General features: G+C 62.3%; 14 protein-coding genes. 12 read left to right on the top strand and 2 right to left on the bottom strand.

Annotation, left to right across the window (positions count from 1 at the left end):
* Nucleotides 1-50 precede the first annotated feature (50 nt).
* On the bottom strand, nucleotides 51-818 hold the full coding sequence (gene gloB, locus CKW24_RS14320) for a hydroxyacylglutathione hydrolase (RefSeq protein WP_095168838.1): 768 nt from the start codon (nucleotides 816-818) through the stop codon (nucleotides 51-53).
* Between the two features lie 65 nt (nucleotides 819-883).
* On the opposite strand from gloB, the gene CKW24_RS14315 reads away from it, so the two are divergent.
* Both CKW24_RS14315 and rnhA read left to right on the top strand, forming a co-directional pair.
* Nucleotides 884-1,642, top strand: a complete 759-nt coding sequence (locus CKW24_RS14315) for a class I SAM-dependent methyltransferase (protein WP_095168837.1) — start codon at nucleotides 884-886, stop codon at nucleotides 1,640-1,642.
* Between the two features lie 92 nt (nucleotides 1,643-1,734).
* Nucleotides 1,735-2,178, top strand: coding sequence for a ribonuclease HI (gene rnhA, locus CKW24_RS14310; protein WP_095168836.1), 444 nt, complete (start codon nucleotides 1,735-1,737; stop codon nucleotides 2,176-2,178).
* Nucleotides 2,179-2,394: 216 nt separating this feature from the next.
* Here the strand turns inward: rnhA and CKW24_RS14305 are convergent, their stop codons facing one another.
* Nucleotides 2,395-3,276, bottom strand: coding sequence for a LysR family transcriptional regulator (locus tag CKW24_RS14305; protein ID WP_095168835.1), 882 nt, complete (start codon nucleotides 3,274-3,276; stop codon nucleotides 2,395-2,397).
* Nucleotides 3,277-3,403: 127 nt separating this feature from the next.
* Between CKW24_RS14305 and CKW24_RS14300 the strand changes: the two genes are divergently transcribed.
* The 10 genes from CKW24_RS14300 to CKW24_RS14255 all read left to right on the top strand — a co-directional run bounded on the left by CKW24_RS14300 (nucleotide 3,404) and on the right by CKW24_RS14255 (nucleotide 14,263).
* Nucleotides 3,404-4,552, top strand: a complete 1,149-nt coding sequence (locus CKW24_RS14300; RefSeq protein ID WP_177440651.1) for a muconate cycloisomerase family protein — start codon at nucleotides 3,404-3,406, stop codon at nucleotides 4,550-4,552.
* A 10-nt stretch (nucleotides 4,553-4,562) separates the two neighbouring features.
* Nucleotides 4,563-4,853 carry a muconolactone Delta-isomerase gene (gene catC, locus CKW24_RS14295; RefSeq protein WP_095168833.1) on the top strand — a complete coding sequence of 97 codons (291 nt, stop codon included), beginning with the start codon at nucleotides 4,563-4,565 and terminating at the stop codon, nucleotides 4,851-4,853.
* Between the two features lie 50 nt (nucleotides 4,854-4,903).
* On the top strand, nucleotides 4,904-5,833 hold the full coding sequence (catA, locus tag CKW24_RS14290; RefSeq protein ID WP_095168832.1) for a catechol 1,2-dioxygenase: 930 nt from the start codon (nucleotides 4,904-4,906) through the stop codon (nucleotides 5,831-5,833).
* Nucleotides 5,834-5,987: 154 nt separating this feature from the next.
* Nucleotides 5,988-6,944: an AraC family transcriptional regulator gene (locus tag CKW24_RS14285; RefSeq protein ID WP_095168831.1), complete on the top strand. Its 957-nt coding sequence runs from the start codon at nucleotides 5,988-5,990 to the stop codon at nucleotides 6,942-6,944.
* A gap of 116 nt (nucleotides 6,945-7,060) precedes the next feature.
* The gene (gene benA, locus CKW24_RS14280; protein ID WP_095168896.1) at nucleotides 7,061-8,425 is read left to right on the top strand and encodes a benzoate 1,2-dioxygenase large subunit; all 1,365 of its coding nucleotides are present in this window, start codon (nucleotides 7,061-7,063) and stop codon (nucleotides 8,423-8,425) included.
* The gene (gene benB / locus CKW24_RS14275; RefSeq protein WP_095168830.1) at nucleotides 8,422-8,910 is read left to right on the top strand and encodes a benzoate 1,2-dioxygenase small subunit; all 489 of its coding nucleotides are present in this window, start codon (nucleotides 8,422-8,424) and stop codon (nucleotides 8,908-8,910) included. Before benA ends, benB begins: the two co-directional genes overlap by 4 nt.
* A gap of 10 nt (nucleotides 8,911-8,920) precedes the next feature.
* Nucleotides 8,921-9,934: a benzoate 1,2-dioxygenase electron transfer component BenC gene (benC, locus tag CKW24_RS14270; RefSeq protein WP_095168829.1), complete on the top strand. Its 1,014-nt coding sequence runs from the start codon at nucleotides 8,921-8,923 to the stop codon at nucleotides 9,932-9,934.
* A gap of 147 nt (nucleotides 9,935-10,081) precedes the next feature.
* Nucleotides 10,082-10,855 (top strand): 1,6-dihydroxycyclohexa-2,4-diene-1-carboxylate dehydrogenase, encoded by a 774-nt coding sequence (locus CKW24_RS14265; RefSeq protein WP_095168828.1) that lies wholly within the window; start codon nucleotides 10,082-10,084, stop codon nucleotides 10,853-10,855.
* Nucleotides 10,856-10,944: 89 nt separating this feature from the next.
* Nucleotides 10,945-11,703, top strand: coding sequence for a DNA polymerase III subunit epsilon (gene dnaQ, locus CKW24_RS14260; RefSeq protein ID WP_095168827.1), 759 nt, complete (start codon nucleotides 10,945-10,947; stop codon nucleotides 11,701-11,703).
* Nucleotides 11,704-12,007: 304 nt separating this feature from the next.
* A complete protein-coding gene (locus CKW24_RS14255) occupies nucleotides 12,008-14,263 on the top strand; it encodes an Orn/Lys/Arg decarboxylase N-terminal domain-containing protein (protein ID WP_095168826.1) in 2,256 nt (751 codons plus the stop codon).
* Nucleotides 14,264-14,272 lie beyond the last annotated feature (9 nt).

Genomic DNA, 14,272 nt, shown 5'->3' with positions numbered 1-14,272 from the left:
CACCGGGTGCGGTCAACCATTCAGAATTTTTCGGCCTATGGTGGCACTGCTTAGAACTTATCTTTCCATGCGCGCAGGGCCGCAAAAACCTCACTGGGGGCCCGGTTATCGGGGCCATTCCGTTCGTCTATTTTTTCTTTAACAGATGTTACGCCAGTACGCAGAAACGGGTTTGTCAGCTTTTCCAGCGCCAGGGTCGAAGGCAACGACATGCGTCCGGCTTCGCGTAACTGGGAGACCTTCTCGAATCGCTCGGCTATGTGCCGGTTGTCGGGCTCGACCGCGACAGCGAAACGCAGGTTGCTTAGGGTGTACTCATGGGTGCAATACACCAGGGTGTCCTCGGGCAGGGCGGCGAGGCGGCTGAGGGAGTCATGCATTTGCTGCGGCGTGCCCTCGAACAGGCGCCCGCAGCCGGCGGCGAACAGGGTGTCGCCACAGAACAGCAGGCCGTGGTGGTAATAGGCGATATGGCCCAGGGTGTGGCCTGGCACCGCATACACCTCAAACTCCCAACCGAGTACGCTGACTTGATCGTTGTCATTTAGGGCCACGTCGCGCCCGGGAATGTTTTCGCTGGCAGGGCCGTAGACCGTCGCGCCCGTGGCGTGCTTCAGGGTTTCGACGCCGCCGACGTGATCATGGTGATGGTGGGTGATCAGAATCTCGCTCAGCCGCCACTCCGGGTGTTGGGCCAGCCAGGCCTGGACCGGCGCGGCATCGCCTGGATCGACCACCGCGCAGCACTGGCTGCGATGATCCTGTAACAACCAGATGTAGTTGTCGGTGAACGCGGGAAGAGCACTGATCTGTATCATCGCGGGATTCGCCAAGCGGAAAACATTGGTGCATCTTAGAGCTTCCTGGCGCATTGGAGAATGCAATGACCGATAAAGCGTTCGCTCAGGCTGACCCGGACTGGCTGGCATTGATCAGCGCGGCCCGCGAGTGGCTGTCCGGTCCCCTGGGGCAATTTCTACTGAATGAAGAGCGGCGCATGCTCGAAGACGAGTTGGGGCGCTTTTTTGGTGGCTACCTGGTGCATTACGGGCCGTCTGCCGAGTCTCCACCCAATGCGCCCCAGGTGCAGCGTAATGTGCGCCTTGGCGCACCGTTGCCGGGGGTGGAAATCGTCTGCGAAGAACAGGCCTGGCCCCTCAGCGAACACGCCGCCGACGTGGTGGTGATGCAGCACGGCCTGGACTTCTGCCTGTCGCCCCATGGCCTGCTGCGCGAAGCGGCCAGTGCCGTAAGGCCTGGCGGGCATTTGCTGATCATCGGTATCAACCCCTGGAGCACCTGGGGCCTGCGCCATGTGTTTGCCCATGACGGGCTGCGCAAGGCGCGCTGTATTTCGCCGTCACGGGTTGCCGACTGGCTCAACCTGCTGGGCTTCGCGCTGGAGAAACGCCGCTTCGGGTGCTATCGTCCGCCGCTCGCATCCCCCGCCTGGCAAACACGCTTGGCCGGTTGGGAGCGCAAGGCCGGAGACTGGCAGGTATCCGGTGGTGGTTTCTATTTATTGGTGGCACGCAAGATAGTAGTCGGCCTGCGCCCGGTGCGTCAGGTTCGCCGCGAGCCAATGGGCAAGCTGATTCCACTGCCGATGGCCAAGGTCAACCGCCGCCACAGCGATCCGTAACACCCTCATTATTTTCCCGGCCGGGCTTGCCCGGCCTCAGGCGTTGTCGGTCGTTGATCGGCAAGCCACCGACATTTTCTGGATAGATTGGCATGAGCGATAGCGTAGAACTCTTCACCGACGGCGCCTGCAAAGGCAACCCTGGCCCCGGCGGCTGGGGCGCACTGCTGATCTGCAAGGGCGTGGAAAAGGAACTCTGGGGCGGCGAAGCCAATACCACCAACAACCGCATGGAACTGATGGGCGCGATTCGCGGCCTGGAAGAGCTCAAGCGTTCCTGCGACGTGCTGCTGGTGACGGACTCGCAGTACGTGATGAAAGGCATCAACGAGTGGATGGTCAACTGGAAAAAGCGCGGCTGGAAAACCGCGGCCAAGGAACCGGTGAAAAACGCCGACCTGTGGCGACTGCTGGACGAGCAGGTCAACCGCCACAACGTGACCTGGAAATGGGTCCGCGGGCACATCGGCCACCCAGGCAACGAACGTGCCGACCAATTGGCCAACCGCGGCGTCGACGAAGTCCGGGGTCTGTAGGATCTATAGGGGCGAGCCTGCTCGCGATGGTGATGTGTCAGGCACCGTCGATGTTGAATGTACCGGCCCCATCGCGGGCAAGCCCGCTCCCACAAACTTTGTAGGTGTATGCGGGGTCTGTGTGCATCCAGAGCCACTGTGGGAGCGGGCTTGCCCGCGATGGGGCCGGCACAGCCAGCATCCATAGCGCCTGACACACCGCTATCGCGGCAGCGATCAAGCGCTGCGCAACTGCTCGATCAACCGCAGGCAATGGTTCAGCCCCGGCGACACATCGCCGATGCGCTGGCTGAGGATGATCGGCGAGGTGGCATTGCTTTCCAGCAGTGGAGTGAAGCCGATGTCGTCGCGGTGCAGCAATTGCACCGAGGCCGGTACCAGCGTCACGCCGATTCCCGCGCCCACCAGGCCTATCGCCGTTTGCAGTTCGTTGGTCCACTGCGCCACCTTGATGCTGACCCCGTAGGATTCGAACAGCGCGATCACGTGATCGGCATAGCTTGGCCGGGGATTGCCCGGGTACAGCACAAAGGGTTCGGCGGCCAGTTCGGTGAGGCTGATGGGCCGTGCCAGCAGAGGGTGGCCAGCGGGCAGGGCGGCGACCAGGCGGTCTTCGTTGAGCACCGTCTGGATGATCGCCGGGTCGTCGATGCGAATCCGCCCGAATCCGACATCGATCCGCCCGGCCTTGAGTGCCTGCACCTGTTGCAGGGTGGTCATTTCCGACAGCCCCAGCTCCAGTTCCAGGATCTCGTTGCTGCGCAGGCGGCGAATCAGCTCGGGCAACACGCCATACAGGGTCGAAGGCGCAAAGCCGATGCCCAGCCAGGTCTTCTCGCCCAGGCCGATGCGCCGCGTGTTGTCGCAGACCTTGTGCAGTTGCTCGAGCAACGCTGTGGAATGCTCGAGGAAAAATCGTCCCGCCTCGGTCAGGCGCAATGGCCGCCCACGTTCAAGCAGCACCACCCCCAGTTCATCTTCCAATTGCTGGATCTGCCGGCTCAGTGGCGGCTGGGCGATATGCAGGCGCTCGGCGGCGCGAGTGAAATTCAGGGTTTGCCCCAGCACCTGGAAGTAACGTAAATGACGCAGCTCCATGAGCCCTCCACCGTCCACAGGAGTGAATACCTTTAAGGTATCGATCCAGACCAATTCTATATTGGAACCCAGAAAAAAGCCGTACGAGAATCGATCCCAGAACTTCAAGAACCTAACGGGTATCGACATGCTTGCTGCTGCCATTAAATCGATCGAGACGATCATCGTCGATCTGCCGACCATCCGCCCACACAAGCTGGCGATGCACACCATGCAGAACCAGACCCTGGTGATCATCCGGGTACGCTGCGAGGACGGTATCGAGGGGATAGGCGAGGCGACCACCATCGGTGGCCTGGCCTACGGTAATGAAAGCCCGGACAGCATCAAGACCAACATCGACCAGCATTTCACCCCGCTGCTGCTGGGCCAGGATGCCAGCAATATCAACGCGGCGATGTTGCGCCTGGAGCGCAGCATTCGCGGCAACACCTTTGCCAAGTCAGGTATCGAAACCGCCTTGCTCGACGCCCAGGGCAAGCGCCTGGGGCTGGCGGTCAGCGAATTGCTCGGTGGCCGGGTGCGCGACGCGCTGCCGGTAGCCTGGACCCTGGCCAGCGGCGATACCGCCCGGGACATCGCCGAGGCCGAGCAGATGCTCGACCTGCGTCGGCACCGGATCTTCAAGTTGAAGATCGGCGCCGGTGACGTCGACCGCGACCTGGCCCATGTGATCGCCATCAAGAAAGCCCTGGGCGATCGCGCCAGTGTGCGGGTCGACGTCAACCAGGCGTGGGACGAAGCCGTGGCCCTGCGCGCCTGCCGGATTCTCGGCGGCAATGGCATCGACCTGATCGAACAGCCGATTTCGCGCAACAACCGTTCCGGCATGGTGCGCCTGAATGCCATGAGCCCGGCGCCGATCATGGCCGACGAGTCGATCGAGTGCGTCGAGGACGCGTTCAACTTGGCCCGGGAAGGCGCGGCCTCGGTGTTCGCCCTGAAAATCGCCAAGAATGGCGGACCCCGCGCGGTGTTGCGCACGGCGGCGATTGCCGAAGCGGCGGGCATCGGCCTGTACGGGGGCACCATGCTCGAAGGCGGGATCGGTACCCTGGCCTCGGCCCATGCGTTCCTGACCCTGAACAAACTGAGCTGGGACACCGAGTTGTTCGGCCCGCTGCTGTTGACCGAAGACATCCTCAGCGAACCGCTGGTGTACCGCGATTTCCACCTACACGTTTCATCGGCGCCGGGCCTGGGCCTGAACCTGGACGAAGAGCGCCTGGCGTTTTTCCGCCGGGACAAGATCGCCCCTGCCCACCATTTAGTCTGAGGAGTTGCACATGTTGTTCCACGTAAAAATGACCGTGAACCTGCCGGTCGACATGAACCCTGAGCGAGCCGCTCAACTCAAGGCCGACGAGAAGGCCCTGGCCCAGCGCCTGCAGCAGCAGGGCAAGTGGCGGCACCTGTGGCGCATTGCCGGGTTGTACGCCAATTACAGCGTGTTCGACGTCGACAGCGCGCAAGAACTGCACGATCTGCTGATGCAATTGCCGCTGTATCCCTACATGGCTATCGAAGTGACGGCGATGTGCAGGCATCCTTCTTCTATTCATGAGGACGATCGCTGAGCCGCTGTTGCCTGTTCTGTACTCTAATAAATACAAGATGAGGATTAATCATGAACGTCAGAATTTCCCACACTGCCACGGCCCAGAAGTTTCTCGAAGAAGCCAGCGGCCTGCTCAACGATGACGGTAACCCGCGTGCCAAGGCCCTGGTCTACCGCATCCTGCGCGATTCGGTGAACATCATCGAAGACCTCAACGTGACCCCGGAAGAGTTCTGGAAAGCGGTCAACTACCTCAACGTGCTGGGCAGCCGCCAGGAAGCCGGCCTGCTGGTAGCCGGCCTGGGGCTGGAACACTACCTGGACCTGCTGATGGACGCTGCAGACGAGCAGGCCGGCAAGGCCGGCGGCACTCCGCGGACCATCGAAGGCCCGCTGTACGTGGCCGGCGCACCGCTGTCCCAGGCAGAGGCACGCCTGGATGACGGCGTCGACCCGGGTGTGGTGCTGTTCATGCAGGGCCAGGTCAAGAACACCGACGGCACGCCGCTGGCCGGGGCTGTGGTTGACGTCTGGCACGCCAACACCGGCGGCACCTACTCGTATTTCGATGGCAGCCAGTCGGAGTTCAACCTGCGTCGGCGCATCGTCACCGATGCCGAAGGCCGCTATCGTTTTCGCAGTATCGTGCCGTCGGGCTACGGCTGCCCACCGGATGGCCCGACCCAGCAACTGCTCGATCAACTGGGCCGGCATGGCCAGCGTCCGGCGCACATTCACTTCTTCATCTCGGCCGATGACCATCGCCACCTGACCACCCAGATCAACCTGGATGGCGACAAGTACCTGCACGATGACTTCGCCTACGCCACTCGTGACGAACTGATCGCCCAGATTACCTTCAGCGACGACCAGCAGCGTGCCGCGGCCTACGGCGTGAGCGGTCGGTTTGCCGAAATCGAGTTCGACTTCACCCTGCAATCCTCGGCCCAGCCCCAGGAGCAGCAGCGTCACGAGCGGGTTCGTGCACTGGAGGACTGATCCACGCGGGAATCGAGCCACGGTAAAACCCTGCGGTTTTCCCGTGGCTTTGCGCTGTGGGGTAAGTTGCCTAGAATGCCCAGGCCTGATTTGCCTGAGCAGGGCGCCACGAGCAGCCCTGCACAGCCTATAAAAATAATGAGAGTGACCGGTTATGCAAGCGCATCTCTTGAGTGAGCGCAGCAGTGTCTTTGCGCAGGCCGACCCTTACGCGGTGTCGGGTTACGTCAATCAGCACGTGGGCAACCACTGCATCCGCCTGCCCAAGAGTGGCAGCCCGCAAGCCAGTCTCAATCACAGCAAATTCGCCAGCCTGGACCTGTGCCGCATCAGTTACGGCGGCAGTGTGCGGGTCACCTCGCCAGCGCTGGAGACCATCTTTCACCTGCAGGTACTGCTCAAGGGCAACTGCCTGTGGCGCGGTCACAAGCAGGAACACTACTTCGCCCCCGGTGAATTGCTGCTGATCAACCCGGACGATCCGGTGGACCTGACATACTCCGACGACTGCGAAAAATTCATCCTGAAAATGCCCGCCAGCCTGCTCGAGTCGGTCTGCCAGGAACAACGCTGGCTGCATCCGGGGCAGGGCGTACGCTTCCTCGAAAACCGCTACCAACTGGCCGAACTCGAAGGCTTCGTCAATCTGCTGGGCATGGTCTGCCAGGAAGCCGAGGCCACCGAGAGCATGCCCCGGGTCCAGGAGCACTACGCGCAGATCATCGTCAGCAAGATGCTCAGCCTGATGAAAACCAACGTCAGCCGCGCCGGTCTCGGTTCCCAGACCTCGAGTTTCGAGCTGATCGCCGACTACATCGAGCGCAATCTCAAGCAGGACATCTGCAGCGAGGAACTGGCGCGCCAGGCCCGCATGAGCTTGCGCTCGCTGTATGGCCTGTTCGAACGGCATGCCGCCTGCACCCCGAAAAACTACATCCGGCAGAAGAAACTGGAGCGGGTCAACGCCTGCCTCAGCGACCCCACCTGCACGGTGCGCAACGTCACCGAACTGGCCATGGACTACGGCTTCCTGCACCTGGGGCGGTTTTCCGAGAGCTACCGTAAACAGTTCGGCGAATTGCCTTCCGATACCCTCAAGCGCCGCCATTGACCGCCATGGGGGCAATTGCACAAAACGGATAATGATCTGCAGCCAATGGCTATTGCCCCTCCAGCACCGGCTCTAGCATGAGCCTTGCCTGAATAAAAACAATGGAGGCGGCGGCCATGTCCCTGCGACCCGAATACCTTCACTCCCTGCTCGAAGACGACAAAGAACAGGGTATTTTCCGTTGCAAGCGCGAGATGTTTACCGACCCGCGCCTGTTCGATCTCGAAATGCAGCACATTTTCGAGGGCAACTGGCTGTATCTGGCCCACGAGAGCCAGATCCCCAACAAAAACGATTTCTACACCACCACCATGGGCCGCCAGTCGATCTTCATCGCGCGCAACAAGGACGGTGAGCTCAACGCCTTCATCAACGCCTGCAGCCACCGTGGGGCGATGCTCTGCCGCCACAAGACCGGCAACAAATCGTCCTACACCTGCCCGTTCCATGGCTGGACCTTCAACAACTCCGGCAAGTTGCTCAAGGTCAAGGACCCCTCGGCGGCAGGCTACCCGGCCAGCTTCAACTGCGAAGGCTCCCACGACCTGACCAAAGTCGCGCGCTTCGAGTCCTACCGTGGCTTCCTGTTCGGCAGCCTCAAGGCCGATGTGGTGCCGCTGGTCGAGCACCTGGGGGAATCGGCGAAGATCATCGACATGATCGTCGATCAGTCCGCCGACGGCCTGGAAGTGCTGCGCGGCTCCAGCAGCTACATCTACGAAGGCAACTGGAAGCTCACCGCGGAAAACGGCGCCGACGGCTACCACGTAAGCTCCGTGCACTGGAACTATGCAGCCACCCAGAACCAGCGCAAGCAGCGCGAATGCGGGGACGAGAACCCGACCATGAGCGCCGGCACCTGGGCCAAGCAGGGCGGCGGCTTCTACTCCTTCGACAAGGGCCACATGCTGCTCTGGACCCGCTGGTCCAACCCTGAGGACCGTCCGCTGTACGAACGCCGTGACGAACTGGCCAGGGACTTCGGCAAGGCGCGCGCCGACTGGATGATCGAGAACTCGCGCAACCTGTGCCTGTACCCCAACGTGTACCTGATGGACCAGTTCAGCTCGCAGATTCGCATTGCCCGGCCGATCTCGGTCAACCGCACCGAAATCACCATCTACTGCATCGCCCCCAAAGGGGAGAGCGACACCGCGCGTTCGAGCCGGATCCGCCAGTACGAAGACTTCTTCAACGTCAGCGGCATGGCCACCCCGGACGACCTGGAAGAGTTCCGTTCCTGCCAGATGGGCTACCAGGGCAGCACCAGCGCCTGGAACGACATGTCCCGCGGCGCCGAACACTGGGTCGAAGGCGCCGACGAGGCAGCCAAGGAAATAGACCTGCACCCGTTGCTCAGTGGCGTTCGCACCGAAGACGAAGGGCTGTTCGTGCTGCAACACAAGTATTGGCAGCAAACCATGCTCAAGGCGCTGGACGCCGAGCAGTCGGCGTTGATCAAGGTGGAGGAACTGGCATGAGCGTGACCTACGACACCGTGCGCGACTTTCTCTACCGCGAAGCGCGCTACCTCGACGACAAGGACTGGGACAACTGGCTGGAGCTGTACGCCGCCGACGCCAGCTTCTGGATGCCGTCCTGGGACGACAACGACGAACTGACCGAAGACCCGCAGCGGGAAATTTCCCTGATCTGGTACGGCAACCGCACCGGCCTTGAAGACCGCATCTTCCGTATCAAGACCGAGCGTTCCAGCGCCAGCGTGCCGGACACCCGGACCTCCCACAACATCAGCAACATCGAGCTGCTCGAACAGCACGACGGCCTGTGCAAGGTGCGCTTCAACTGGCACACCCTGAGTTTTCGCTACAAGACCGTCGACAGCTATTTCGGCAGCAGTTTCTACACCCTCGACGTGCGCGGTGACAGCCCGCTGATCAAGGCCAAGAAAGTGATCCTGAAGAACGACTACGTTCGCCAGGTCATCGATGTCTACCATTTGTGAGGCCGCGGTCATGTCCCATTCCATCGCTTTGAATTTTGAAGACGGCGTCACCCGTTTTGTCGACGCCAACCCCGGTGAGACTGTGGCCGATGCCGCCTACCGCCAGGGCATCAACATCCCGCTGGATTGCCGCGATGGCGCCTGCGGGACCTGCAAGTGTTTTGCCGAGGCCGGGCGCTATGACCTGGGTGAGGAATACATCGAAGACGCGCTGACGGCCGAAGAGGCCGAGCAGGGGTTTGTCCTGACCTGCCAGATGCGCGCCCAGAGCGATTGCGTGGTGCGGGTGCCGGCCTCGTCCGATGTCTGCCGCACCCAGCAGGCCAGCTACAGCGCCGCCATCAGCCAGGTGCGGCAGTTGTCGGACAGCACCATAGCCCTGTCGATCAAGGGTGAGGCCCTGAGCAAGCTGGCGTTCCTGCCGGGGCAATACGTCAACCTGGGCATTCCCGGCAGCGAGCAGACCCGGGCCTATTCATTCAGCTCGCTGCAGCGTGACGGCGAGGTCAGCTTCCTGATCCGCAACGTTCCAGGCGGGTTGATGAGCAGCTTTCTCACCGGCATCGCCAAGGCCGGCGACTGCATGAGTCTGGCAGGCCCCCTGGGCAGTTTCTACCTGCGCGATATCCAGCGGCCGTTGTTGCTGCTGGCGGGGGGCACGGGACTGGCGCCATTCACCGCCATGCTGGAAAAAATCGCCGACCAGGGCAGTGCCCATCCGTTGCACCTGATCTACGGGGTGACCAACGATTTTGACCTGGTAGAGCTCGATCGCCTGCAAGCCTTTGCCGCGCGCATCCCCAACTTCAGCTTCAGCGCCTGCGTGGCCAACCCGCAAAGCAGCCACCCGCTCAAGGGCTACGTGACCCAGCACATCGAACCCCGGCATTTGAACGATGGCGACGTCGACGTCTACCTCTGTGGTCCGCCGCCGATGGTCGAGGCGGTGAGCCAGTACATCCGCGAGCAGGGCATTGCACCGAAGAATTTCTACTACGAAAAATTTGCCGCCAGTGCTGCCTGACAGGCTCAGGCAGCCACCCCATCCCCTGTGGGAGCGGGCTTGCCCGCGATAGCGCCGGGTCAGCCAACAATGATGTTGACTGTGCCGAAGTCATCGCGGGCAAGCCCGCTCCCACAGGGATCAGTCACACCGTCTTGAGGATTGGAAATGCACAGATTCCACGAAAAAGTCGCGCTGGTTACCGGCGCAGCCCAGGGTATCGGGCGTCGAGTGGCCGAGCGCATGGCGGCGGAAGGTGCGCGCCTGGTGCTGGTCGATCGCTCTGAGCTGGTGTTCGAGTTGCAGGAGCAACTGGGCGCACACTGCGAAGTCCTGACCCTCACGGCCGACCTTGAACAATACACCGAGTGCGACCGGGTGATGCAGGCCGCGGTCGAGCGTTTCGGACGTCTCGACATCCTGATCAACAATGTTGGCGGCACCATCTGGGCCAAGCCGTTCGAACATTACGAGGCGCAGCAGATCGAGGCGGAGGTCCGGCGGTCGTTGTTTCCGACCCTGTGGTGCTGTCACGCCGCATTGCCGTACATGCTGGAGCAGGGCAGTGGGGCTATCGTCAACGTCTCCTCCATCGCCACCCGCAGTGTCAATCGTGTGCCTTATGGCGCGGCCAAGGGCGGGGTCAACGCCCTGACGGCATGCCTGGCCTTCGAAACCGCCGGGCGCGGGATCCGGGTCAATGCCACGGCCCCAGGTGGCACCGAAGCACCGCCGCGGCGAATCCCGCGCAACAGCGCCGAGCAGAGCCCGCAGGAGCAGGTCTGGTACCAGCAGATCGTCGACCAGACCGTCGACAGCAGCCTGATGAAGCGCTATGGCACCATTGATGAACAGGTCGAACCGATCCTGTTCCTGGCGTCCGACGCCGCGGCCTACATCACCGGGTTGGTAATGCCGGTGGGCGGTGGCGACCAGGGCTGAGGCCTGTAACTGCCATCGGGCGGTGCTTTGCAGCTCTGTGTTAAGATCGCCGCCCTACGCAAAATGCTACGCAGAAGGGGTGTACATAGATGGCTCAGAGGATGGTGGTGCTCGACACCGAAACCACCGGCATGCCGGTAACCGACGGGCACCGGATCATCGAGATCGGTTGCGTCGAGTTGCTCGGCCGACGCCTGACGGGCCGGCATTTCCACGTCTATTTGCAGCCAGATCGGGAAAGTGACGAGGGCGCGATTGGCGTCCACGGCATCACCAACGAGTTCCTGGTGGGTAAGCCGCGCTTCGCTGAAGTGGCCGATGAGTTCTTTGAATTCATCAAGGGCGCCCAACTGATCATCCATAACGCGGCGTTCGACGTTGGTTTCATCAACAACGAATTTGCCCTGATGGGCGCGCACGACCGGGCGGACATCACCCAGCACTGCTCGATCCTCGACACCCTGATGATGGCCCGGGAGCGTCACCCCGGGCAGCGCAACAACCTCGATGCCCTGTGCAAGCGATATGGCGTCGACAACTCCGGCCGTGAACTGCACGGCGCGTTGCTCGACTCCGAGATCCTTGCCGACGTCTACCTGACCATGACCGGCGGCCAGACCAGCCTGTCGCTGGCTGGCAATGCGTCTGACGGTAACGGTTCGGGTGATGGCTCCGGCAGCCAGGCCAGTGAAATCCGTCGCCTGCCGGCGGATCGCACCCCGGCGCGGATCATTCGGGCCAGCGAAGCCGAACTGGCCGAGCATGCCGTGCGCCTGGAAATCATCGCCAAGTCCGCCGGCGCGCCCGCGCTGTGGACCCAACTGGCCGAAGCCAAAGCCCTGGGCTGAGGAAGTAGCGCCGACCCTGTGGGAGCGGGCGCCCGCTTGCGGCTTGTCCGTGATGGACTTAAGGACCCCGCGTTGAGCCTGGCTTGGCGCGGCATCGTTCACGACCATCGCGGGCAAGCCCGCTCCCACAGGGGGACGGTGTACCCATGGATTGTGCGGGCTTTTGTGCCGGGTTCATGGTGTTCTCGTATCAGCCATACCGTTTACCCGTAGGTTCCGGTGCATCGCTCGCTACATGGGCCGCAACCCTCTACCCTGAGTGTATTGGCAGACCATGGTCCGCCGTCTCAGGACGCCAAGCCCCATGTACAAAGACTTGAAGTTCCCGGTCCTCATCGTTCACCGCGACATCAAGGCCGACACGGTTGCCGGTGACCGCGTCCGGGGTATCGCCAGGGAGTTGGAGCAGGAAGGTTTCAGCGTCGTGTCGGCGGTGGATTACGCGGAAGGGCGACTGGTTGCCTCGACTCACCACGGCCTGGCGTGCATGTTGATTGCCGCCGAGGGGGCGGGGGAAAACACCCACCTGCTGCAGAACATGGCCGAGTTGATCCGGGTGGCCCGCGCCCGGGCGCCGAACCTGCCGATTTTCGCCCTGGGCGAACAGGTCACCCTGGAAAACGCCCCGGCCGACGCCATGAGCGAACTTAACCAGTTGCGCGGCATTCTTTATCTGTTCGAAGACACCGTGCCCTTTCTCGCACGCCAGGTGGCGCGGGCCGCCCGTAGCTACCTGGATGGCTTGCTGCCGCCGTTCTTCAAGGCCCTGGTGCAGCACACCGCCGACTCCAACTATTCCTGGCACACCCCGGGGCACGGTGGGGGCGTGGCCTATCACAAGAGTCCGGTAGGGCAGGCCTTCCACCAGTTTTTCGGGGAAAACACCTTGCGCTCGGACCTCTCGGTCTCGGTGCCCGAACTCGGCTCGCTGCTTGACCACACCGGCCCCCTGGCCGAAGCCGAAGCCCGGGCCGCGCGCAACTTCGGTGCCGATCACACCTTTTTCGTGATCAATGGCACTTCCACCGCCAACAAGATCGTCTGGCAGGCGATGGTCGCCCGCGATGACCTGGTGCTGGTGGACCGAAACTGCCACAAGTCGGTGCTGCATTCGATCATCATGACCGGGGCCATCCCGCTGTACCTGTGCCCCGAGCGCAACGAGCTGGGGATCATCGGCCCGATCCCCTTGAGCGAGTTCAGCCCTGAATCGATCCAGGCCAAGATCGATGCCAGCCCGCTGACCCGTGGCCGTGCCGCCAAAGTCAAGCTGGCGGTGGTCACCAACTCGACCTACGACGGCCTTTGCTACAACGCTGAGCTGATCAAGCAAACCCTGGGCAACAGCGTCGAAGTCCTGCACTTCGACGAGGCCTGGTACGCCTATGCGGCGTTTCACGAGTTCTTCGCCGGGCGCTACGGCATGGGCACTTCGCGTTCGGCCGACAGCCCGCTGGTATTCACCACCCATTCGACTCACAAGCTGCTGGCGGCCTTCAGCCAGGCCTCGATGATTCACGTGCAGGACGGTGGTGCCCGGCAACTGGATCGCGACCGCTTCAATGAAGCCTTCATGATGCACATCTCGACGTCGCCGCAGTACAGCATCATTGCCTCGCTGGACGTGGCGTCGGCGATGATGGAGGGGCCGGCGGGGCGCTCGCTGTTGCAGGAGATGTTCGATGAGGCCCTGAGCTTTCGCCGGGCGCTGGCCAATCTGCGCCAGCACATTGCTGCCGATGACTGGTGGTTCTCGATCTGGCAGCCACCGCTGGTGACCGGTATCGACCGGGTCGCAACCGCGGACTGGCTGCTGCTGCCCGAAGACGAGTGGCATGGTTTTGGTGATATCGCCGAGGACTACGTGCTGCTCGACCCGGTCAAGGTGACCCTGGTGATGCCCGGCCTGACCGCCGGCGGGGCGCTGAGCGAGCGTGGGATCCCGGCGGCGGTGGTCAGCAAGTTCCTCTGGGAGCGCGGCCTGGTGGTCGAGAAGACCGGTCTGTATTCGTTCCTGGTGCTGTTCTCGATGGGCATCACCAAGGGCAAATGGAGCACCTTGCTCACCGAGCTGCTGGAGTTCAAGCGCAGCTACGATGCCAACGTCAGCCTCGCTGCCTGCCTACCCTGTGTGGCCCAGCAGGACGGCGCCCGTTACCAGGGTATGGGCTTGCGCGACCTGTGCGACCAATTGCACGCCTGCTATCGCAGCAACGCCACGGCCAAGCACCTCAAGCGCATGTACACGGTGCTGCCGGAAGTCGCGATGAAGCCGGCCGATGCCTATGATCAACTGGTCCGTGGTGAAGTCGAGGCGGTGCCCATCGATCAATTGCCAGGGCGCATCGCTGCCGTGATGCTGGTACCGTACCCGCCGGGGATTCCACTGATCATGCCCGGTGAGCGTTTTACCGAGGCCACTCGCTCGATCATCGACTACCTGGCGTTTGCCCGCACGTTTGACCGCAGTTTCCCGGGGTTCGTCGCCGATGTGCACGGCCTGCAACATGAAGATGAGGGCAATGGGCGGAACTACACCGTCGATTGCATCAAGATTTGAGGACGTTTC

The sequence above is a fragment of the Pseudomonas sp. Irchel 3H3 genome, from assembly GCF_900187635.1.
GTDB lineage: Bacteria > Pseudomonadota > Gammaproteobacteria > Pseudomonadales > Pseudomonadaceae > Aquipseudomonas.
This window is presented reverse-complemented; position numbering and strand designations above follow the sequence as displayed.

What these genes read in the sequence shown, in the direction of transcription:
- gloB (WP_095168838.1), bottom strand. Translation starts at nt 818, where the DNA reads ATGATACAGATCAGTGCTCTTCCCGCGTTCACCGACAACTACATCTGG.
- CKW24_RS14315 (WP_095168837.1), top strand. Translation starts at nt 884, where the DNA reads ATGACCGATAAAGCGTTCGCTCAGGCTGACCCGGACTGGCTGGCATTG.
- rnhA (WP_095168836.1), top strand. Translation starts at nt 1,735, where the DNA reads ATGAGCGATAGCGTAGAACTCTTCACCGACGGCGCCTGCAAAGGCAAC.
- CKW24_RS14305 (WP_095168835.1), bottom strand. Translation starts at nt 3,276, where the DNA reads ATGGAGCTGCGTCATTTACGTTACTTCCAGGTGCTGGGGCAAACCCTG.
- CKW24_RS14300 (WP_177440651.1), top strand. Translation starts at nt 3,404, where the DNA reads ATGCTTGCTGCTGCCATTAAATCGATCGAGACGATCATCGTCGATCTG.
- catC (WP_095168833.1), top strand. Translation starts at nt 4,563, where the DNA reads ATGTTGTTCCACGTAAAAATGACCGTGAACCTGCCGGTCGACATGAAC.
- catA (WP_095168832.1), top strand. Translation starts at nt 4,904, where the DNA reads ATGAACGTCAGAATTTCCCACACTGCCACGGCCCAGAAGTTTCTCGAA.
- CKW24_RS14285 (WP_095168831.1), top strand. Translation starts at nt 5,988, where the DNA reads ATGCAAGCGCATCTCTTGAGTGAGCGCAGCAGTGTCTTTGCGCAGGCC.
- benA (WP_095168896.1), top strand. Translation starts at nt 7,061, where the DNA reads ATGTCCCTGCGACCCGAATACCTTCACTCCCTGCTCGAAGACGACAAA.
- benB (WP_095168830.1), top strand. Translation starts at nt 8,422, where the DNA reads ATGAGCGTGACCTACGACACCGTGCGCGACTTTCTCTACCGCGAAGCG.
- benC (WP_095168829.1), top strand. Translation starts at nt 8,921, where the DNA reads ATGTCCCATTCCATCGCTTTGAATTTTGAAGACGGCGTCACCCGTTTT.
- CKW24_RS14265 (WP_095168828.1), top strand. Translation starts at nt 10,082, where the DNA reads ATGCACAGATTCCACGAAAAAGTCGCGCTGGTTACCGGCGCAGCCCAG.
- dnaQ (WP_095168827.1), top strand. Translation starts at nt 10,945, where the DNA reads ATGGCTCAGAGGATGGTGGTGCTCGACACCGAAACCACCGGCATGCCG.
- CKW24_RS14255 (WP_095168826.1), top strand. Translation starts at nt 12,008, where the DNA reads ATGTACAAAGACTTGAAGTTCCCGGTCCTCATCGTTCACCGCGACATC.